The sequence below is a fragment of the Flavobacterium sp. W1B genome (assembly GCF_047344965.1).
GTDB lineage: Bacteria > Bacteroidota > Bacteroidia > Flavobacteriales > Flavobacteriaceae > Flavobacterium.
In genome coordinates this window covers 2,256,950-2,277,834 of sequence record NZ_CP178845.1, presented here as the reverse complement: position 1 = coordinate 2,277,834, position 20,885 = coordinate 2,256,950, and the positions used below count along the sequence as shown (strand labels likewise).

Below are 20,885 nucleotides of genomic sequence, written 5' to 3'. Positions count from 1 at the left end.
ATGCGGTTTTCATTTATCATAATTGACGAAAACAATCAAACAACCAAAGAAACACTAGAACTTTTCGAAAATTTTCCCAATTATTTCTGTGCTGGAATTGCCAAAGATAATCAATCAGGGGTAAATCAAATTATAAAACTAAAACCACAACTGGCTATTGTAAAAATTCCAACCGAAACTAATGAAAGAAATATGCTATTGGAAACAATAGCCGAATTATTTCAATATGTAGAAACAATACCCTATTTAATTGCAGTGGCAGAATCTTCAGATTATGCTTTGGCAGCCATGCAATCCGGCTTTTCAGATTATGTTGTAAAATCGCTAAGTCTGCATCAATTAGGCAAAAGTCTTTTCAAGTTTGAAAAAAGAACACCACCAAATATCGTTTCTAATATATGCATTAAATCATATAGCGATTATCAATTTGTTAGCCTACAAAGTATTGTATACCTAAAAGCAGATAATAATACAACCGATATAAAACTAGAAAACAACAAAATTGTTAATGCTTACAAAACATTAAAGCATTTTGAAAGTTTACTGCCATTTTACTTCCTACGCATCCACAAAAGTTATATCGTAAACATTAACCACGTTTCAAGAATTCATTTTAGCAAATCAAAATGCTATCTAAACTATAATGAAATACTACCTTTTTCTTTAAACTATCGAGACAATGTAGACGCGATAATACGAAAAATCAATATTTAACTCTTCTTTTTTGTCAGTCAACAACAAACTCTTTCCCTTTTGATCATTTAAAACCGAAGCTTTCACCATGATGATTACCCCTCTCACTATCCTAGTGAAGAGGTTCACTATACCATGCCCAATTTTAAAAATTAAACAGATTTTAGTCAGTTAATTTGCCCCTGATTCTAATCGATTAGATCAACAGAAGCTTCTAAATAAATATTGAGGATGGGGAAAATCTGCTTTAAAAGTAGTGTCATTCTCAATACTACAGAATGGCTACTTCCCAGCTTTTTCTACAAAAAATGGCAACTGCTTTTACAGAGTTGCTAAGAAAACTATTTAAAATTTTTAAATCATTTTTTATGAAAAAGCTATTATTTATAATAGGCTGCATGTCTATTGTTGTTACTATTTCTTCTTGTTCTACTGAAAGTATGCAAGACATTAAAAAAATCAATTCGGAAAATCAAAATCAATTCTCAGAAATACCTGCAGATAGCCTGGCACCTAGGACCACGGACATTCAAGAAATTGGGAAGGATGACAAGGATAAAGTCAGAGAATAAAAAAACATAATATTAAACTAGACAATACGTTTTTAAAACTTATTGTCTAGTTTTTAATCCTATTTTTGGTCAGATTTAAAATCTCACTATAAATTGAAAACAAAGTTAAGAATAATTGTACTGCTTACTTTCTTGTTGCTTATTACGTCCTGTCAAAGAAAAAAATTTAAAAATGGCAATAAAAAGGATATTTCAAGGCTTTTAGAAAATAACAAATCAGAATCATTAGATGACAAGCTAAAGGAAAAATATTTAGATTCCTTATGCAAGGAATTACCATCATTCAAAAATGATTCTGTGAAGAGAAATTTCTACTTTAAAATTGCACTTCAATATTATGATCTTAATTTACTTGATAAGTCACTAAATGTAACCCGTACTGTCTATAAATTATCTGTTAAAGAAAATGATAGCTCTCATATAGCAAAATCTTTATACTATTTAGGTGATTACTATGATGATGTTACACAATTGGATAGTGCATTTTACTACTATAATAAATCACAAAAGCTATACAAAAACATCAAGGATACTTTAAATTTAGGCAGAACAACTTTATATAAAGCAGGAATATTATTTGATGCTGGGAATTTTACTGAAAGTGAAATTGAAACGGTAAACGCATTGAGATTACTTAATAAAACCAATAATTCAAGGTTAATTTACGAGAGCTACAATTTACTAGCACTTTCACTAAAAGAATTAAGCAACTATATAAAATCCTTGGAATATTTTGTTTTAGCACTAAAACAGCTGCATAAACTAGAAAGTGAAGGCTATTCTCAAGAAAGAGTATTAAAATCCAGAGCATCTATTAATAATAATATGGGTAGGGTTTATGAAAAAATGGGAAATTATCCAAAAGCAATAGACCTATACAAAAAGGCTTTAAAAACAAAAGATTTAAAACAAAATCAGCCAAAACTATATGCAATGCTTCTCAATAATCTGGCTTATTCTCAAATGAAATCTGGCAATAACAGAGGTATTAAGGAAATGCTTTTTACATCGCTAAGAATTCAAGATAGCCTTGATATAACACCTGGGATTCTGGCAAGTAAAATATCAATTGCAGAGTATTACCTCTATAAAAAAGATACCCTTACAGCTTTAAAGTACATTAAAGAGGGGTATGCTTTATCAAAGGATCTAAAAAGTAATTACGATATTCTTAATTCATTAAAATTATTAACTGAAAATGACACAAAGAATAAAAAAATTTATGCCAATTTGTACTTCAAAGTCAATGACAGTTTGCAAGAAGCAGAAAGAATGACCCGTAACAAATTTGCAAGAATCGCCTTTGAAACAGATCTAATAGAAGAGAAGAATGAAAGGTTATCAAAGCGTAATACTTATATAATTATTGCGTCTATTGTTATTTTTATTCTTTTAATAGCTTTATTCTCGATATACCGGCTTAGGTCAAAAAATAAGGAATTGCTTTTTACACAGGAACAACAAAAAGCCAATGAAAAAATATACCAATTAATGCTAAAACAACAAGCGGAGACCGAAGAAGTCCGCAAGGAAGAAAGAGACCGAATAGCAATGGAATTACACGATGGCATAGTAAATAGTATTTTCACTACTCGATTCAATTTAATGCAATTAAAGCCAGACCAAGAAGACCAAAAGGCATTATTGGTAAAAGAACTTGAAAACACAGAAAATGAAATACGAAAAGTTTCTCATGACTTAACGCAAAATCTCCTTTTTAAAGACAACAATTTACCCGAAATAATAACCAATTTAGTAGAATCACAGAAAAATAAATTCAAAACAAAATTTGATATTACAATTGATAAATATATCGACTGGTCAGCAATTCCCAGTGCTTCACAAATACATATTTATCGTATTATTCAAGAAACTCTCCAAAATATCAATAAGTATTCAAAAGCAAAAAAATGCTTTATAATCCTTTTAAAAAATGGGAATAAAATAACAATCCGAATTTGGGATAATGGTATTGGCTTTAATACAGAAAAGATAAAACAAGGTATTGGATTGAAAAACATCAAAGAAAGAACTAAAGTACTAAATGGTGAACTAAAAATTAATTCAAAAAATGGAGAAGGTACTACAATCGAAATTATTATTTAAACTATGAATTAAAAAAAAAGAATATTTTTTTAAAAATAATTAGCTGTATGAGATCATTTCATTAGTATCTACAATTGATTTCTTAAGGTTGGTTAGTTGTCTAAAATGTATAAACAGAGTTTTTGTTATAATGTAGATTTTTAAAAGTATTGGTCTCGGATATCACATATATCCAAACCAAAGAAGGATTTATATATCTGATGACTTTCATGGATTTGTAAGGCAGAAAAATTATAGGCTGGAGTTTAAGTAATGTCAGGAGTACAGATGACATGAACAATAGCGAACTGGCGAAACAATTAGTTTATGGGAACAAACTGATTTCTGAAGAACAAATGAAACTGGAAATCTTTGAATATATTGCAGTTTGGTACAACAGAAAAAGGAGGTATTGCTTCGCCTGTTCGCTATCGCCTTCTTTGAAGCATGCAACTGTTAAAGAATTTAATAATCAAATTAATTACAAAAATGTAGCTTAACTTAATGTGTAGTTTTTTATTTACATATCCAGTATAAAGTTGTTGAACATTAGTAACGTGTGTGATACTTTTTTAACCCTAAAGAAATTTAAAAGACTTTTTCGCTAAAAATGTAACAACTTCATAAAACGCAAAAAACAGGCAAATTGCCTGTTTTTTTTTACTTCGAGTGGAAGATTCAGTTAGTTTAAGATACCCTTTCAAAACCGTAGAATCAGCCTAAACAAAAAATGAACTATTGTTTTCAACCAATTTCTGTTTTGAGATTTTTTATTTGTGTCCATTTCTTAATAATTCAATTTTTGTTTTGTTTATAAATCTTAAACGATGAAAATAACATTATTATGCTACTTATGATTATAATTGTTAATAGATAACAACTCGTCTCTTTAATATTTAATGTGGAAATTAAAAAAGAGGAAAAAACTAAAGCCAAAAAGTTATTTAAAGCATGTGCTATGAAGCATAAAAACACACTTTCTGTTTTTAAATAAACATACGCAAGAAAGACCCCTAATACAAAAGCCGCAAATAAACTTGAACCAGAAAGATAATGAGCCAAGGAAAACCCTAATGAGGATAGTAAAACCGCTTTTTTTGGCGATTCTGTTTTTAACAATAAGGGTAACAAACTTCCTCTAAAAATTAATTCTTCCAATAGTGGAGACACTAACAAAACCTTTAAAATACCATAATTAGTATAATTTTCTATTTTATCAACGCTGTAATCTCTAAAAATCAAGAATGGTAATAAACTAAAAAAAAAGGTAAAACTTAAAGAAAACATTAATACATATACAACAAATATTTTATCCATTTTAAAAGATGGAATTCTGAAATAACTTTTTGTATCATTAAAAAATGGTAACGATATTACAAAAAACGTAAAAAGCAAAATACTTTTTAAATTGTACTTCATGTCGAAATACGAAACAATCATTATGCAAATGATATACAAATAAAATTTTTTCATTTTTATGTTTCTTTATTTTGCTTTATAAAACAAGTTATATCTGCTATATCCCGAATGAGGATTAAATCCATTATTCATACTTGGTTTTTGTTGTCCTTGTGGCATAAAAACATGCCTGATTAAAGCATTTTTTGCTCCTTCTATTCTCATTTGACGTTGAGCTATATCTGAAGGTGACGGATTATTTGCCAGACCACCATCGCTTAAAAGCTGTCCAACTGGACCTCCTCTAAATATGAAATCTAATGCCTTTGTACCCAATTCTTCAGCTATCATTTGAGGCGTCTGATTAATTGCATTTTTTACATTTGTGCCTGGTTTATTTATGTATTTTGCTTCTAAATCCAATCCTTTAAATTTAACACCCTCATGAGTAAGTTCAAATGGATGGTTATCTAACCATTCACGAATTTCACCTGCATTCCCACCATATTGCTTTGCAATCCTTCTTGCTAATTCCTTATTAGGATCTGGCTGTTGATGAAACGCGTGATTCAGTCCACTAACCACTAATCCTGTAGTTACTCCCTTCCAGAAGTTTCCTCTAGTTAATGCAGCTCCAGCACCACCAGAGACAGTACCAAAGGCTATCATGCCAACTGTATTATTTGCTCCTATAGCTCCACTAATACCTTGGTGCGTTGTAGTAAAAATTCTATCTACACTTTCATAATAACTATTGGTTTCACCACCAATCCAAGCACTTGCTGCAATACTACTAAGCCCCCCCTTGTATGCCGGACATCATTCCTTGAAAAGTTCCGTGCGCAAGTGCTTGAAAAGCAGCCCTGGAGAAAAAATTCGTAAACATTGCCTAGGAAGCACTACCAATACCAAAAGTTACCGCTGCACTTGCCGCTCCAATGAAAGTAGCTTTAGCCAAACCTCCAAGCGTAAAGGGAACATCAGCAAGAATTGCTGTCATAATATATGTTCTTGCAGATATAATCGTTATCGAAGGTAACAGCACCATCAAACAAATTCAACTTTTACAACAACTCGAAGAAGACAAAACAACCATCTTTAAACTTATTGATAAAATGCTGACCAATAAAAAATTTAAAGACTTCTTCGCTAAAAATGTAGCAACTTTATAAAAACAAAAAAACAGGCAAATTTTGCCTGTTTTTTTTTGTGTCATTCTATTGGATCAAACCATTCTTTTTTCTCTGCAACTTTAATTAAATGTTTAATTGTTATCTTTGGTTTCTCCTCCTGCTTTACTTTTTTAAATCTAATCATGTCCCAAAAACTTGATTTAGAGTAAAAATATTTATCTACATCTAAATTTCCTTTCTCTATTTTAAAAACTTCGAAAAATTCAAGAAAGAGATAAAAAGCATCATCTTCATTTTTACAAAAATCTGTCAAGTTCGAAGATAATGTCAATTTATTGCTTAGAGATTTTTTAAAAAAGATTAACACATCATTTTCTATCGTATTCATAATTAATTTTTATTAAAAATGCCATATCCTCCAGCAGTCATTCTAGCACCTCCAAAAACAGCTGCATTTCTTCCTAAAAACAGACCCAAATTATTTGTAGGAACACCCATGATTGTTGGTAATCTAAAAGGCATTGTAGCATTTATTCCTAAAGTTCTAGTATAAAAAACGGATGATTGTAAAGTTGTTTTAGAACCACCTAATCCAACTTTTAATCCTAAACTTGCTTTTGATAATTTAGTTAATCCCATCTTTAATTCCCCTGCACCAGTTATTAAATTAAAAGCATCTAAAGCTAAATCCGTCAATCCCATTCCAACTCCTTGAGGACCTTTCATAGATACAGAAAATCCATTATCATTTAAATCTCCCGCTAAAGCACCTCTAGGAGTAGCCATAATCTCTTTACCATTAACAAAAATTCTGTCATAATCATCCCCTGTTCTTTCTACTGTCGCTGTTTTGTCTTTTGTATTGATACGTACAATATCATCTGGCTCACTCATCTTATGCATCGCGTGATTGAGCCCACTAACTACAAGCCCCGTTACTGCACCCTGCCAGAAATTCCCACCAGTCAAAGCAGCGCCAGCACCGCCTGAAACAGTACCAAAGGCTATCATTCCCACATCTCCTAGATTATCGCCTATGCTGTTAAAACCTGTACCTGACAAAGCTACACCATTTTTTCCAACTTCACTCATACTTGCACCTCCCGAATATAAGCTTGCGGCAATACTACTCAATGCACCAGCCGCAAAACCACTAAAGAACTTACCGCCAGAAATCGCCGTCATAGTTCCTTGAAAAGTTCCATGTGCAACTGCTTGAAATGCAGCTTTAGAGAAAAAATCTGTAAACATTGCTGAGGAAGCACTCCCTATTCCAAAGGTGACCGCAGCACTTGCAGCTCCAATAAATGTAGCCTTAAGCAGCCCTCCTACAGTAAAAGGGACATCTGCAAGTGCTGCAATCGTGGTGTAGGTCAATGCTGAAATTACAGCTCCAATTATTAGTGCAGCCGCAAAGTCATCTATCCCAAATAATTCACCACTTGGATCTGTGTATTTTAACGGATTATTAAGGACATAGGCGTAGCGGTTGTAGTTTTGTGTATTTTCAGGTTGCTGTATGAAATTATCCGGCATTAAAAAAGAACGTAATATAGGATCATACAAGCGTCCATTCATATGGATCAGTCCAACCTCAGACAGATGCTCATGACTAGTATAGCCTCGGTCAAGCATAAGCAACTTAGTCGCAGTACCATCTGTTGGTAAAACTACTTCAATCCCATTTTGTTGTAGGTTGGCCAAGTTACCCCAAGCATCAAATTGACGTCTTTCTACCGCTACACCTGTTTCATCAGAAATGGCAACAATACTCCCTAAGTAATCACGATGTAAATAGTACTTTTTATCGACTACCGCGCCGTTACTAAGTGTTTTAATCTTATCTACATAAAATGGAGCGGTATAAGCATCGCCTCCAATGTAGGTTCGTATGGTTATGGTAGTAGGTGTTTTTATAATCTCTACCGTACCGTCATCGGTATAGTTTTTAGTTTTGGTATAAATCCCTGCTGGCATTTGATATCCATACTTCATGCTTTGTCTTGACAAATGGGAATTATAAACAAAACTAGTCGCTCCCTTTTCACTTTCGTTTATCGTGATAGGACTTTTAAACATTGTATAACTTACCGTTTGTTTTGGTAGATTACTGTAATAAGTATTACCCTCAGTGGTTAAGTTTATTGAAGTTTTTCGATAAATTCCTGTAGTTACATCCGTATTATAGTTTACCGTTCCTAGTTTGTTATTGTTTGTTATCCTTCCTTTAGCATCATAGGTATTAGTATCAAAAGTTCCAGTCAATGGGTTTGTCCATTGAGTCAAGCGATCCAGAATATCGTAAGTAAAGATTTCATTTGTACCCAATACCAGATTTTGTCGGTTGTTGAGTGTTCCTTTTACCGCATTAAAATCATAGGTATTATACAACACATACACTCCGTTTTTAGCATGTTTTTGTGAAGCAAAATAATTATCAGTTGTATAGCTATTTGTTATGGTTACCCCATTACCCAATACTTCGGTTAGTGATTGCATTTTCTCGTTGGCTCCTGTCAATTGCCAAAGAACAGCATCATTAGCATCAGTCATTTTATCCATAATACCGTTATAGGTATTGTAATTATTTTTGGACACTATGGATGTACTCAAGCCCGTCGTTAGTTCCTGGGTAGCATTCGTGGCCGTAGCCACCCTTCCGTAGGTATCATAAGTTATCGTTTTGGTTTGGGTAAAATCAACATTGCTTTCAGTAATCGTGTTTACTCTTTTTAGACTATCAAAACCATAAGTAAAACTATCGATTGGTGTTCCTATTGCTTTTTTACTACGTTCTAATGTTATTTGTCCAAAACCATTGTAGACGTAATCCGTCTCAAAATCGGCACCATCACCCTCTACTTTTTTCTTAATCATTTTACCAAAAGCATCATAAGTCATTGATGTTGATCCTTTGGGTGTGGTCTCGTTTACGACTTGCCCAAAAGCATCATAGCTATAGGTATAAGTTCCCGCATTAGGATCAGTAGTAGAGATCTTATTACCCCAGCCATCAATTGCAATCGTCACTTTATGACCTTCATAATTAGATTCTTTCAGTTGACCGTTGGCATAATAAGTAAAATTAATCGTCCCACCCGGATCAGTGGTTTGTATTTTGTTACCTAGTGCATCCACAGTAGCAGTTGTAGTTTTGCCGTCGTCCACACTTGTGGTTGTCAAGCCTGAATAACTCAATGTCTGGATTCGTCCTGTCGAAGCAGTAACTTTGGTAGGGCGTTGCAGGTAGTCGTATTCGTAAGATGTCCATTTGCTTGGAGCGGAAACATAGGGTTCGCTTTCTTTTAGTTTTCTGCCAAGGGCATCATAAACCACTTGTTTAGATATTAAGGAATTGACCCCAAAACCTTTGGTGGTTTTAATAACTTCTCTACCTAAAACATCGTATTGAGTGATGGATTTGGCATTGTCACCCACCGTATTTTGACTGCTAACGGTATAACCTCCATCGCCCAATTTAGCATAGCTGATTGTGGTAACCAGTGGCGTTGCCGACGCATTTGTGGTAGTTGTTTGAGTCAGTTTTCCCCAATTATCAAAAACATAATCACTAATCACACCCAAATAATTGGTTGATTTTGTTACTTGCCCAAGCGTGTTGTAAACAAAATTGCTTACAAAATCCTGATGATCGGTTTTCTTGATGACAAAACGTTTGCTGGCATCATATTCATCGGTAATGATTCTTGCTGCTATAGCAATTGGTGCAGCAGGAGCAGAAACGGTTTTAGTCAATAAATTACCCACTGTATCATAGGTCATATCCTCAATAATTGGATAGGTATCATGGCCCGTTTTCTCGGTCTTGGTTAAGTTTGTCCCTGTATAGGTATAGGTTTCGCCAGAAGTACGGGTATCTCCTGTATATATGTTTGTTGATGTGTTCGTAGTCTTTGGTCTTCCTATATAATAGCTGGTGCCAGTTCCTATAGGGTTGTTTTCGTATGTAGTGGTTGTAGTTGTGGTTCCCTGCAAACTTGCCCCGCTATATTGATTTGCAACACTTTGGGTTTGCAATCCATAATAACTAGGGGAATTTACTACACCGTCATAAGTAAAATTGCTTTCCGTTTTTATCCCTGTAATTGCGTCCAGTGTGGTTTGCTTGCTTAGCAATACGTTATACACTTTTGAAGTAGGGTTTGTATAAGTAGCAAACACATTAGTTTTAGTACTCAGTAAATTATCCGGGACGGCTGAAAACACTGTCGAAGGATTGGTGCTGGACCATGTTATGGTATTAGCCCCCCTAAGACTGGGATCATTGTATTGGGTTATCCATATTTTTGGATCCGATTCCGAGGTATACCAACTGCTTCTGGAAGTTTTGGTAAAACCTACCGTTCCATAATTGAAATTGGAAACATAGCCTCGGTATTTAAAATCTTGAAATTTGGAAACGCCATTAATGGTAGCTGTGAGTTTTGAAACCAAATAACTCGACGGGTTTCTAATCATTTCTATATCAGGATAAATAGCAGTATTACTCGAAGAGTAAAAATCGGTAGCTGAATTTCCCTGTCCTCCATTAACAGCTTCCATAGGAGCGTACTCAATTGTTTGCTTGATGTTGCCGTTGGATTCTGTCACTGAGATTAATCTATTATTGACAGCCACATCTTCTTTGAATTGATAATATTCAATTTGATTATAATGACCTCTCACAATCACCAATTCACTGTTTGCTCCATGATATTTGTAATTAGAAGTTACGGGAATCGGTATATCTGGTGATTTGGAGTCAAAAATTCCTGAATCATAGGTTTGCAAAAACTTAGAACTTGCGACATATCCAATATTATTAGTAAAGGCAGTTACTTGCCACTGGGTATCATGGTCATTAATTGTCCATTTGGGTTTATAATATTTTCTCCACACCCTTACTACGTCTGATTTTCCATCACCGTTTATATCTATAGCGTAATAATTACTGAAATGTGTTTGTGAAGAGTAATAAGTACCTGTATTAGGCCAATATTCAACAATATTTTGACTTTCTTTTACAAAAAACTCTCCTCCGGCAGGTTTGGGATTAGCATAATAAGTATGCCACAAAGTTTGTCCTGGTCCCGTTCCTTCGGTGTCCGGAATCATAATATCGGTTTTTCCATCTCCATTAAAATCGCCAAAAAGAATTTGTTTATTATAAGAATATTTATCTAAGGTTCCTTGACCAATGATTTCTAATTGAACCCAAGGTGCTACAGTAAGTTGTTTAAAACTAATTATCTTATAGGCCCTGTCACTATTTATATTTAAAATATCTGATTTACCGTCACCGTTAAAATCTGCGACGAACCTTTTTTCCTTACTTGAAAAATAAATACCATCGAGACCAGCGTAACCAGCTTCTCCATAATTCGTTGAACTATTCGGATTTAAATCTAACAATCTGCATACATCTGGGGTATCTTCAAAAACTGATGTAAAAACACAAGGACTACTCGCACTGTCTGTTGTATAATTCTGACTTTGTTCATAACTGAGTATTAAAAGTTCCGAAATACCATCTCCATTAAAGTCTCCTTCTATATATTCATTTAAATATCTTAGATATACATCGGAAGGGCATTTAGAAGGTAGACAATGGGAATTACAATAAGCAGTATTAGGAATCTGAATAGTTTTATTATAATCCAATCCAAAAATATTGTTTTTTAAACTAAAAACATCAAAACTCAAACTATTTAATGATTCCGTTTTGAGATTAACAATAGAATTATATTGATTAAGTTTTCCATTCGTTAAAGTTGTAATGGGCGACTTGTATAAATATGATAATCCTTCGATACTTATAGGACTATTACCACTATCTCCATTAAATAAATTAGAAAAAAATTTATAGTCAGCTACAAAATCCAACCTTCCATCTCCATCAAAATCACCTGCTAAACTGGCTTGATTAAAATTGAGATTGTTTGTATAGCTCTTTATTTTTCTTTCAGTAGCGTTATAATTAGAAGTATTTATATAATCAAAAATCACCGGATTGGAAGCTTCACCTTGCGCATTAAATTCTTGCACTTTAGTAACCCTTTCATAACCCAAGTTATGATCTTCCATTTGTGTTAGTTGATATTTACGAAATAAGACATTATCAGTCAACACTTGTATGTTATCCAGAATTTTTGTCGCATAAATTGGATCTCCTTTTATAAAATCTCTTTCTACTCTTTTGGCGTCTCTGTAATTAAACACTATTTTATTCTGGGAAACTATACCAGCGACTTGATTTGCACTAAAAGTGATATTATTGATATAGAGTTGGTTTGTACTTTTATAAACCACATTGCTATAATTATATTCAATGTTATTTGCATTAGCATCTTCAAATCGAACTATATACCAAGCGTTTACCGATGTGGCATTTTGATAACTACCCGATCCTTTTGATCCATACCAAGTTCTAGATCCATCGGGGCTCGTTACTATGAAAAAAGTGGAAGCCCCACCGTTTTCAACCTTCAATTCAATTTTTGTATTGCTTTTGTATTCTGTTTCATAAGTAGAACCATCCGCCCAATACGTTCCTGTCTTTAATAACAATCTCTGTCCATCAAGAGCCAGTTTGTCATTGTCATCAAAATCGACCCCATCTACAAAACCATCAATATCTCTTCTGGTAGCCATACGACTAATGGTTGAAATACTATTGATATTCCAGCCTTGTCCGGCCAATCCTCCTGTTATACCGCTACTATAAGTGAGGTTTATTATTGGTGCAACATTCTTTATACTTGGTGGCATAGCAATGGGCAAATTATAAGTTGCCGTACCCGAATTCGAAATTTGTAATTCGCCTTTAGTATCTGTAAAATTTTGTGAAAAAAGTAAATGTGTAATAAAAAGTGTAATCAGAGTGTAAAGCTGTTTCATATGTAGATCATCTTTTTTAATATAATGTGGAATTTGCTTATTTTATTGGCGATTAATTCACTGAATTAATTTTAAAAAAATCCTGTGATTACTTCGTAGTTGCATCGAATTTTAGTTATGTTCATTTCATAACAAAATCTTTATTGTTTGATAATTTTAATTGATTTTTGTTCTCCATTGCTGTAAAACAATACAACCATATAAACACCCCTAGGGTATGTCACAAAAGGAATTGTTTGCACATTAATTTTATTTGTTTTTGTAAATGATTGCAATAATTGCCCTGACACAGAATACAATTGTATAGAGGAAACAGCAGTATTATTAACTAGTTCCCAACTCAAATACAATTCTTGTTTCACAGGATTTGGATAATAGGAAATTTGATCTGAAACCTCACTTTTAATCAAATCTTCTTTAATAAGCGTTTTAGCATCTTTAACAACTTGTCCTTCGCTTGTTCGACAGCTAATACACACTAGCTCCCTCTTCACTTGGTTTCCAGCGATATCATAATTAAAAATAATTTTATTTTGTGCTGAAGTTATTAAGGAAAATCCACACAGCAGGAATAGTAAATAATGTTTCATAGGCTTAAGATAGTTGATCTTGTAAGATTTTTTTTATTTAAAAACAAACAAAAATGAAGATTTAACACGAAATTATAAATAAAAACCAAGTCCACATTTACTCAGCTTTATCCTTTAACAAATGATGTCTTTTTTAAGTAAACTATGTTAAAATTAAACATCCATAATAGTACCTATTCTAAACTTTTATAATTTTTAATTCTCTAAATGGATTACCTATGAAATAATACATCTGTTACTGGTTTTACATTTACTTTTTTATAATGTGCCACTTTGCTTTTCCTAAAATTAGCAACTTCTATAGACCATATTATTACTATAGTAATTTCCACTCGAAACGGACTAAAAGGGCAGCTAAGATAGTGACCGCCGTATGCTGCATGCGCATAATGGTTCCGCTACGCTTCACCACCCTTCGGGACTTATAGCTCTCCGCATCCGCTAGCTGGTCACTTGATTCTTGCTTTCTTTTTCCCCGTTTTTCGTTTTGAAAATATTTTTTGAGGGGACTGTGGAAGAAATCAAAACAATAGTAATCACTAAAATTTTACATCATGGAAATTACAGGACGTATTACAGCAGATGCCGTGGTTCACAAAGTGGGCAACGACAAACAAGTGGTCAATTTCAGTATTGCCATCAATGACAGCTACAAGCCAAAGGACAGCACTCAACTTAGGGAAATTGTTACCTACATCAATTGCTCTTACTGGCTAAGCGTAAAAACAGCCGAATGGCTCAAAAAAGGGGCATTGGTACAACTCTCTGGGCGAATTGGATTAAATGTATATAGTAACAACCAAGACAATCCAATCGGAAGTCTGACTTTTCACACCAACAACATAAAAATTTTGGTCTTTGCCAAAAAAACAGAGCCATCTGATAATACAGCTAGTCAACAACAGCAAAAGCCATTAGAAAATCCTGATGACCTGCCTTTTTAAATCTATATGCCAAACTAAAAATCATCAACGCCAAAAATACATATTATGAAAGCCTTAAAAAAAACAGCCTACCATACTTATGCCGTAAGTGAGGTATTTAACAAAATAATCTTGAGAAAAATAGAAAGTTACAACGGCACAAAAAAACAGCAGTTAAAATCTTTTTTACAAGACTTGCAACAAAGCGGTTGCATCTGCGGTATGATAAGTGAATTCATTTATCACGCTGACTGTAAATCTTTTTATATAGCTCATCTTGAGGAGCTAGAAAACATTAAAAATGATCTCGAAGATTCTCTAGGCGAAACCATACCAAACCGCTTTAAAACCCCTCATTACACTTTTATGTGCTGGCTTTGCTTTGAAGAATACTGCTACAGCATTTACCGTAGTGTATTTGAATAAATGTTTTGAAAATAAAATAAACTAAAACTTAAAACAATGGAAACCAATTTTTTTAAATCCATTATAGCCCTGCAAATAGCAGGGAATTGGACAATAAATATCGCTAAAGAAACAGCCGAAAGACTTATCGTATCCGTACTGTTCTTTAATGATGCTATAGGAGATACTGCATGTAGAAAAGTACCGCCGATTTTACTCAAAGGAACGGCACAGGAACTAGATGATGGATTTTTTCAAGCCATCAGCGAACCTATAACAGAAACTGCCCAACTCTTTGCCAATATGGAACATTTCTTAAAACAAAAAGAACAAGCAAAAATCGCTTCCCAAATGGAAAAGGATAATGCCTCCAAAGTAGACAAGGACAAAAGCGACAAACAAAAAAAATATGATGAAGCGATGAAAAAAGTGGACGAACTTGAAGCAGAGGGCAAATTTAAGGAAGCTTGGCTAAAAGTACCGCAGCCAGAACTTTATCCCGAACAAACAGAAATAATCCGCAACCGCAGGATGGAACTTTCAAAACAGTTCGCTCCTGACCTATTCAACGAACCCAAACCCGAAGAGCCATGCTAACAGCCACACATTTAGAAAGAATATTTTCCTTTAAAGAAAAGGAACAGGACATCAAACTCGCCGACCCCTGCCCGACATTCAGTCCGGAGGCAGTACTGAATTTCTATGCACAGACCTACCCTATCCTTACCACGGCAACCATAGAGGGACCTATCATCAATAACGATGAACTACAATACAAGTTTATCGCCCAAATAGGTACTAAAGGATAAGCCATGAAAACGAAAACCACAACAGACAGTCTCATTCTGCCCAAAAATAAAAAACAATGGAAACTCTATCAGCAATTAGGAAAATTCGCAAGCGACCTCAACCGTCTGCCCGATGCAGAACAGCTAAAAACAAATCGACCAAAGTCCGCTCCAATCGAACAATTACCGATGGTTTTTTGAGACAACAATTCCTCCCTCTATTTGAAAAGGGACAGAACCTGCCCGAAAAAGCAAGTACTCAAAAGGAGTTTTTTAAATCTCTTTCAATTCTCACAAGACTGTATGGTTTTAAAATAAATGACCTGGCTGACAAAGCCTATCCCTACAATATATTATTGGCACACCACTGCGCACAAAAAGAATTAAGCGCAAGGGGACAAGACATCGAACTAGCAATCCTTCTTGATGAAAAAACGGTAAAAATTGCCACCCACCATAGCTACAACACAGACATGACCTTGTACTATATACCTGTTCTCCCCTTGTACAAGCTGTTACAGGATAGGAAACAAAAACAGAATGCAGAATTATTACTATCTGTCTTTGCTTACTTGTACCATATTGCAGGGATTCCCTATTATAGGGACAATTACAGAGCACTAGCCTACTACTATGAATGTATGCAGGATTGGCTTACGGAAAGTTGGGAAGAAGATGAAACAGACGAAAAAAACAACGCTAATTCAGAACTAAACAAAGCATCCCATTATGGAGATATAATGTATCGCAAAATGTTCAATCTTTATCATCTCAACCTATTTGAAAAGCGAATTGACAGCCACAAACAAAACGGTTCTTTTGACAGAGAATGCCTCAGCGTAGCCAAAAAAGCGTACTCATTGTTACAGGACTATCCCGAGCACAACATCTTTCGCAATACTTCCAATGCGGAATTAGATGAAGATGATGGTATCATAAGGGCAGAACAGTACATTTCATTTGTAGCTGAAACCGAGGGAACACTTTATGATAACATTGCCCGAATGATCAATGATGAGTTCAACGAATGTTCCGAAATGGAACAGCCTACACTTACGCAGATTTATGACGCGCAAAACAATCCATCCATTGAGGGATTAGATTTTGAATACCGCATCTTTCCTCTGATTAATGACCTCTGTACCCTTTTAAATCAAATACTATGAAAGACATAACCAACGATTTTGGAACATTATACAATCCTGTAAAGGCATTCGTCGTGTATCAGCAAAACACATCCAATAAGAGCATTTATGTGGAAGCCTACGATATGGACAAAAATGGTTATCCCATAAATGCACATCCACTGAGCTTAAGTGAAAGCACGAACCTTGCCAATGCCCTTGATACCTCAGAAGAACTCAAACGCAATTTTTTAAAACCCTCAGGACTGCTTCCCAAAAACGTACTGTACATCAATCCCGACCATAATGGTTATGCCTTATGGTACACCCCTGCTCAAAATACTAATTTGTTTTTCGTTGAGGCTTTGGGTATTCCAAACGGCAAGGCATCTCTGCCTCCACTACTATGGAAAGCATCCAAAAATGCACTATGGATTTATGCTATGGATTCCGATATTGAAATAAACGAAAAAACGTCATTATATCATGCCCCTTTTTTTAATGCCTATGAAGATGGTAAAGTTTGTATGGGTACAGTACCCATCGACATAAAGTCAAATTGTCTATTGGAAGAGTTCATCATACAATGGGAAAATTATTTTTTCAACAGCAATTTCAGCCACCTCATAATGAATAGAAGCCCTATAAAAGGAAACATAATACAACTGTGGCAAAATCTTATAAACAGTCGAAAAATATTCCCCATGAAGTCCCTGATAAAAACTGGTCTCACTATTAAAGAACTCCTATCATGAACACTAAAAAAGCAATGCATTTTGCAGACAATTATCTCATTAATCCAACCAATCCACTAACTGTAAACCTTATCGGTGCCGGAGGTACGGGAAGCAGAATGCTCACCGAACTTGCACGAATGAATCACAGCTTGATTTCCCTTGGGCATACAGGTCTCCAACTCAATCTTTACGATGATGACATGGTTACTACAGCCAATCAGGGACGACAACTTTTTGCCGATACTGAAGTAGGTCTATTCAAAGTGGTAGCTCTTATTAATCGCACTAACCGTTTTTTCGGAACAAATTGGAAAGCGGTAACGCAACAATTCAATTCTTCCAATCTGAAATCCCTGCCCAACCAAGGTAAAGCAAATATCTACATCAGTTGTGTGGATAGTGTAATTGCACGTTTTGATATTGCAACTAGCCTGCAAAGCGTCGAAAACCACAAATCCTACGAACGAAATAAGGCACTCTATTGGATGGATTTTGGCAATACCAAAAATAGTGGTCAACTCCTTCTCTCCACTATTGGGGAAATCAAACAGCCGACCTCCAAATTATACAGGACTGTAAGCAATCTTCCTTTTGTAACAGAAGAATTCAAGGAACTATTGCAGGCGAAAAATGACAATAACGAACCGAGTTGTTCTCTTGCTGAGGCATTAGGGAAACAAGATTTGTTTATCAACTCTACACTTGCAAGTATAGGTGCCTCACTCTTATGGAGACTATTTCGTGAGGGTATGACACCTCATAGGGGCTTCTTTCTCAATCTTACGGATTTCAGGTCACAGCCCATACCCTTGAACTGAAACGCCGCGCCCCGCAATATACCTTCCTTTGGTCAGGACTATTGCGGGGCGTATTAAGCGGATGCGCCCACTTGCACAGAGCATCCTCCCTTGGCTGTTCATGCAAGAGGGCGGTTAATATTAATTACTGTTACTGAAACTAAAGCATTCTTTTAGTTGTCGTTTAAATCAGTACATTTTTTGCAGATCATTTTTTAAAAATTCATACTATTTTACAAAATATTAAATATGACATAATACTAAAGACAAGCAAACAAAGTTAAAAATGTTTGTTATTATGCACAAAAAGACTAATTTTGTTTATATTAATGAACATTAATGAAATGAGCAAAAAAAAGCAAACCCTATTTCCTAAGCACCTAATGACACTGGAGCAGATGGGAGAGAATATAAAATTAGCTAGGAAAAGAAGAAAACTAACTGCTATACAAGTAGCAGAAAGGGCAGACATTGTTAGGACTACTTTATATCAAATAGAAAAAGGTTCCCCTAGTGTAGCTATTGGTGCTTATTTTAACGTACTAAGAGTATTAGGTCTTCAAGATGATTTTCTAAAACTAGCTGCGGATGACGAATTAGGAAGAAAACTCCAAGATCTAGAATTGTTAAAATAGTATTTGTCAACCAAAACTTAGTCTAAAAACTCTAAAAACAAATTATTGAAGATGTCTAACAACAAAACCAACATATATGTTTATGCACATTGGCAAGGAATACAAGAGCCTAAAATAATTGGAGTTTTGTCTGCGCAACAAGCCAAAGGAAAAAAAGCATTCAGCTTTGAATACGATAGAGACTGGTTAAAAACAGAACAAAAATTTCTTTTAAACCCAGACATACAATTATATGGTGGCCCACAATACCCAAACCAAAAAGAAAACTTCGGAATATTTCTAGATAGTATGCCCGATACTTGGGGGCGCACTTTGATGAAACGTAGAGAAGCACAATGGGCAAAAGAAAACAAAGAAAAATCTAAAACACTCTACGATATCGATTTCCTTTTAGGTGTATATGACGAAAGTCGTATGGGCGCACTGCGGTTTAAGACTGATCCTAATGGAGATTTTTTAGACAATAATAAAAACGCTTCCTCACCGCCTTGGTCATCCATTAGAGAATTACAAAACGCAGCATATATCTTTGAAAACGATTCCCAAAACGAAGAGGTAAACAGATGGTTATCCGTGCTAATGGCTCCGGGTTCATCATTGGGTGGAGCGAGACCAAAAGCCAATATTTTAGACACAGATAAAAGCCTCTGGATTGCAAAATTCCCATCCAAGACAGATACAATAGACAAAGGAGCTTGGGAATTTCTTGCATATAAATTAGCAATAAGTGCCAAAATTGAAATGGCTCCATGTCGTGTAGAAAGAATATTGGGTAATCATAATACTTTTTTTACCAAAAGATTTGACAGAGAAAACGGAGAAAGAATTCATTTCGCATCGGCGATGACGATGACTGGTAACAATGAAGATACAATACGCGACAACCATGCAAGTTATTTGGATATAGCAGAATTCATTAGCAACCACGGTGCTAATGTAGAAGCAAATTTACACCAATTGTGGCGTAGAATAATCTTTAACATAGCGATTTCTAACACAGATGACCATTTACGGAACCATGGTTTTATATTAACCAAAGACGGTTGGATATTATCTCCCGCTTATGATCTTAATCCATCAATTGACAAAGATGGTTTAGCATTAAACATCGATACCGATAATAACAATCTAGATTTCAACTTAGCTAAAAGTGTAGGCGAATATTTCAGATTAAATAATTTCCAGATGGATCATATAATTGATCAAGTTGGAACGGTAGTAAGTGATTGGAAAGGAGTAGCAAAAGATATTGGTATTTCAAGGGCTGAACAGGAATTAATGGAAAAAGCATTTAATTTTTAGGAATAATCCGAAACCCATACTTTTGATGACATATTCACGGAAAACTCCCTATTTAATACATTTTCGACGACTAAATAAATATGATTAGAATTGGTTGCTACTTTGAATTTCTTGCTTAATTTACTTCGCAAGCCTAATTGTCTCATATATTTTGCCACGATAATTGCTTCGCCAGTTCGAGCAAAGCTCTCGGGTCTTGAAATTTTATAACCTAAACTATAAAGTTCTAATGTTATTCTGGGACTTCCGTAGCGTTGCTTGGATTCAAAAGAAACTGATATTATTTGTTCTTTCATGGCAATTTTTCGTTGAAGCCTAGCTGTAATTCTTTGTTTTTTCCATCGGCAATAACTTCCACTGCTCACTTGTAGAACTTTGCACATTTTTTCAATCATAAATAGTTGTTCATCGTTTTTAATGAAACTATAAATCATTGACCGCTATTAGAAAAAATGCTGATTGCTTTTTTTAATATATCACGCTCTAACTCGGCATCTTTGAGTTTCTTCTCCAGTTCATGAATTTTTTCTTGTTCAGGAGTTAGTTTTAAATTTACTTTTCAAGGAAAACCACCTTCTCCAAATTCCTCAAACTCTTTGCGCCGATTATACAATTACAGGGCTATTACTCCTAATTATCTTGCAAATTCTGACATGTTTGTTCTGTCATAACTCAGTTGCACCGCTTTCTCTTTAAAAGCTTTGTCGTAAATTTTGCGTACTTGCTTCATAAGTTAAAACTAAGATTTATATCTTAACTTCCTGTGATGGCTAAGTTAGCATGTCCAAATAACTACTAAATAAACA

The 20,885-nt window shown here is 34.6% G+C and carries 20 protein-coding genes; 14 read left to right on the top strand and 6 right to left on the bottom strand.

Translation table 11 applies throughout. From position 1 onward, the window contains the following. The 4 genes from ACMDB5_RS09870 to ACMDB5_RS09855 all read left to right on the top strand — a co-directional run bounded on the left by ACMDB5_RS09870 (position 1) and on the right by ACMDB5_RS09855 (position 3,850). Entirely contained in the window at positions 1-714 is a 714-nt protein-coding gene (locus ACMDB5_RS09870; RefSeq protein ID WP_413998094.1) for a LytR/AlgR family response regulator transcription factor, read from the top strand. A gap of 287 nt (positions 715-1,001) precedes the next feature. Then, a complete protein-coding gene (locus ACMDB5_RS09865; RefSeq protein ID WP_413998093.1) occupies positions 1,002-1,265 on the top strand; it encodes a hypothetical protein in 264 nt (87 codons plus the stop codon). A gap of 93 nt (positions 1,266-1,358) precedes the next feature. Continuing rightward, positions 1,359-3,371, top strand: a complete 2,013-nt coding sequence (locus ACMDB5_RS09860) for an ATP-binding protein (RefSeq protein ID WP_413998092.1) — start codon at positions 1,359-1,361, stop codon at positions 3,369-3,371. A gap of 272 nt (positions 3,372-3,643) precedes the next feature. Then, the gene (locus tag ACMDB5_RS09855; protein WP_413998091.1) at positions 3,644-3,850 is read left to right on the top strand and encodes an IS3 family transposase; all 207 of its coding nucleotides are present in this window, start codon (positions 3,644-3,646) and stop codon (positions 3,848-3,850) included. Between the two features lie 295 nt (positions 3,851-4,145). Here ACMDB5_RS09855 and ACMDB5_RS09850 read toward each other — a convergent pair whose 3' ends face one another. The 5 genes from ACMDB5_RS09850 to ACMDB5_RS09830 form a co-directional block, all read right to left on the bottom strand. Then, positions 4,146-4,667 carry a CPBP family intramembrane glutamic endopeptidase gene (locus ACMDB5_RS09850; RefSeq protein WP_413998090.1) on the bottom strand — a complete coding sequence of 174 codons (522 nt, stop codon included), beginning with the start codon at positions 4,665-4,667 and terminating at the stop codon, positions 4,146-4,148. A gap of 168 nt (positions 4,668-4,835) precedes the next feature. Then, positions 4,836-5,417: a hypothetical protein gene (locus tag ACMDB5_RS09845; protein WP_413998089.1), complete on the bottom strand. Its 582-nt coding sequence runs from the start codon at positions 5,415-5,417 to the stop codon at positions 4,836-4,838. A 543-nt stretch (positions 5,418-5,960) separates the two neighbouring features. Beyond that, complete coding sequence (locus tag ACMDB5_RS09840) at positions 5,961-6,269, bottom strand: DUF1493 family protein (RefSeq protein ID WP_413998088.1); 309 nt, start codon at positions 6,267-6,269, stop codon at positions 5,961-5,963. A gap of 2 nt (positions 6,270-6,271) precedes the next feature. Next, positions 6,272-12,778 carry an RHS repeat-associated core domain-containing protein gene (locus ACMDB5_RS09835; protein ID WP_413998087.1) on the bottom strand — a complete coding sequence of 2,169 codons (6,507 nt, stop codon included), beginning with the start codon at positions 12,776-12,778 and terminating at the stop codon, positions 6,272-6,274. Positions 12,779-12,918: 140 nt separating this feature from the next. After that, on the bottom strand, positions 12,919-13,368 hold the full coding sequence (locus ACMDB5_RS09830) for a T9SS type A sorting domain-containing protein (protein WP_413998086.1): 450 nt from the start codon (positions 13,366-13,368) through the stop codon (positions 12,919-12,921). 554 nt (positions 13,369-13,922) lie between these two features. On the opposite strand from ACMDB5_RS09830, the gene ACMDB5_RS09825 reads away from it, so the two are divergent. The 10 genes from ACMDB5_RS09825 to ACMDB5_RS09780 all read left to right on the top strand — a co-directional run bounded on the left by ACMDB5_RS09825 (position 13,923) and on the right by ACMDB5_RS09780 (position 20,079). Beyond that, complete coding sequence (locus ACMDB5_RS09825; RefSeq protein WP_413998085.1) at positions 13,923-14,312, top strand: single-stranded DNA-binding protein; 390 nt, start codon at positions 13,923-13,925, stop codon at positions 14,310-14,312. Positions 14,313-14,357: 45 nt separating this feature from the next. Continuing rightward, positions 14,358-14,717: a hypothetical protein gene (locus ACMDB5_RS09820; protein WP_413998084.1), complete on the top strand. Its 360-nt coding sequence runs from the start codon at positions 14,358-14,360 to the stop codon at positions 14,715-14,717. A 36-nt stretch (positions 14,718-14,753) separates the two neighbouring features. Continuing rightward, positions 14,754-15,293, top strand: a complete 540-nt coding sequence (locus ACMDB5_RS09815; protein WP_413998083.1) for a prtrc system protein e — start codon at positions 14,754-14,756, stop codon at positions 15,291-15,293. Further along, a complete protein-coding gene (locus tag ACMDB5_RS09810; RefSeq protein WP_413998082.1) occupies positions 15,287-15,505 on the top strand; it encodes a PRTRC system protein C in 219 nt (72 codons plus the stop codon). Before ACMDB5_RS09815 ends, ACMDB5_RS09810 begins: the two co-directional genes overlap by 7 nt. 3 nt (positions 15,506-15,508) lie before the next feature. Continuing rightward, on the top strand, positions 15,509-15,685 hold the full coding sequence (locus tag ACMDB5_RS09805; protein ID WP_413998081.1) for a hypothetical protein: 177 nt from the start codon (positions 15,509-15,511) through the stop codon (positions 15,683-15,685). 155 nt (positions 15,686-15,840) lie between these two features. Next, positions 15,841-16,650 carry a hypothetical protein gene (locus tag ACMDB5_RS09800; protein WP_413998080.1) on the top strand — a complete coding sequence of 270 codons (810 nt, stop codon included), beginning with the start codon at positions 15,841-15,843 and terminating at the stop codon, positions 16,648-16,650. Then, positions 16,647-17,363 (top strand): PRTRC system protein B, encoded by a 717-nt coding sequence (locus ACMDB5_RS09795; RefSeq protein WP_413998079.1) that lies wholly within the window; start codon positions 16,647-16,649, stop codon positions 17,361-17,363. Before ACMDB5_RS09800 ends, ACMDB5_RS09795 begins: the two co-directional genes overlap by 4 nt. After that, positions 17,360-18,163 carry a PRTRC system ThiF family protein gene (locus ACMDB5_RS09790; protein ID WP_413998078.1) on the top strand — a complete coding sequence of 268 codons (804 nt, stop codon included), beginning with the start codon at positions 17,360-17,362 and terminating at the stop codon, positions 18,161-18,163. Before ACMDB5_RS09795 ends, ACMDB5_RS09790 begins: the two co-directional genes overlap by 4 nt. 377 nt (positions 18,164-18,540) lie before the next feature. Next, positions 18,541-18,777: a helix-turn-helix domain-containing protein gene (locus ACMDB5_RS09785; RefSeq protein WP_413998077.1), complete on the top strand. Its 237-nt coding sequence runs from the start codon at positions 18,541-18,543 to the stop codon at positions 18,775-18,777. 51 nt (positions 18,778-18,828) lie between these two features. Next, positions 18,829-20,079: a type II toxin-antitoxin system HipA family toxin gene (locus ACMDB5_RS09780; protein ID WP_413998076.1), complete on the top strand. Its 1,251-nt coding sequence runs from the start codon at positions 18,829-18,831 to the stop codon at positions 20,077-20,079. Here ACMDB5_RS09780 and ACMDB5_RS09775 read toward each other — a convergent pair. Continuing rightward, entirely contained in the window at positions 20,076-20,375 is a 300-nt protein-coding gene (locus ACMDB5_RS09775; protein ID WP_413998075.1) for a hypothetical protein, read from the bottom strand. The genes ACMDB5_RS09780 and ACMDB5_RS09775 overlap by 4 nt on opposite strands. Positions 20,376-20,885: the final 510 nt, after the last annotated feature.

Coding starts and splice junctions, on each gene's coding strand:
- ACMDB5_RS09785 (WP_413998077.1), top strand. CDS start 18,541: ATGGGAGAGAATATAAAATTAGCTAGGAAAAGAAGAAAACTAACTGCT.
- ACMDB5_RS09795 (WP_413998079.1), top strand. CDS start 16,647: ATGAAAGACATAACCAACGATTTTGGAACATTATACAATCCTGTAAAG.
- ACMDB5_RS09845 (WP_413998089.1), bottom strand. CDS start 5,417: ATGATAGCCTTTGGTACTGTCTCTGGTGGTGCTGGAGCTGCATTAACT.
- ACMDB5_RS09870 (WP_413998094.1), top strand. CDS start 1: ATGCGGTTTTCATTTATCATAATTGACGAAAACAATCAAACAACCAAA.
- ACMDB5_RS09825 (WP_413998085.1), top strand. CDS start 13,923: ATGGAAATTACAGGACGTATTACAGCAGATGCCGTGGTTCACAAAGTG.
- ACMDB5_RS09865 (WP_413998093.1), top strand. CDS start 1,002: ATGGCAACTGCTTTTACAGAGTTGCTAAGAAAACTATTTAAAATTTTT.
- ACMDB5_RS09810 (WP_413998082.1), top strand. CDS start 15,287: ATGCTAACAGCCACACATTTAGAAAGAATATTTTCCTTTAAAGAAAAG.
- ACMDB5_RS09840 (WP_413998088.1), bottom strand. CDS start 6,269: ATGAATACGATAGAAAATGATGTGTTAATCTTTTTTAAAAAATCTCTA.
- ACMDB5_RS09820 (WP_413998084.1), top strand. CDS start 14,358: ATGAAAGCCTTAAAAAAAACAGCCTACCATACTTATGCCGTAAGTGAG.
- ACMDB5_RS09850 (WP_413998090.1), bottom strand. CDS start 4,667: ATGGATAAAATATTTGTTGTATATGTATTAATGTTTTCTTTAAGTTTT.
- ACMDB5_RS09830 (WP_413998086.1), bottom strand. CDS start 13,368: ATGAAACATTATTTACTATTCCTGCTGTGTGGATTTTCCTTAATAACT.
- ACMDB5_RS09790 (WP_413998078.1), top strand. CDS start 17,360: ATGAACACTAAAAAAGCAATGCATTTTGCAGACAATTATCTCATTAAT.
- ACMDB5_RS09805 (WP_413998081.1), top strand. CDS start 15,509: ATGAAAACGAAAACCACAACAGACAGTCTCATTCTGCCCAAAAATAAA.
- ACMDB5_RS09855 (WP_413998091.1), top strand. CDS start 3,644: ATGAACAATAGCGAACTGGCGAAACAATTAGTTTATGGGAACAAACTG.
- ACMDB5_RS09775 (WP_413998075.1), bottom strand. CDS start 20,375: ATGAAAGAACAAATAATATCAGTTTCTTTTGAATCCAAGCAACGCTAC.
- ACMDB5_RS09835 (WP_413998087.1), bottom strand. CDS start 12,778: ATGAAACAGCTTTACACTCTGATTACACTTTTTATTACACATTTACTT.
- ACMDB5_RS09815 (WP_413998083.1), top strand. CDS start 14,754: ATGGAAACCAATTTTTTTAAATCCATTATAGCCCTGCAAATAGCAGGG.
- ACMDB5_RS09780 (WP_413998076.1), top strand. CDS start 18,829: ATGTCTAACAACAAAACCAACATATATGTTTATGCACATTGGCAAGGA.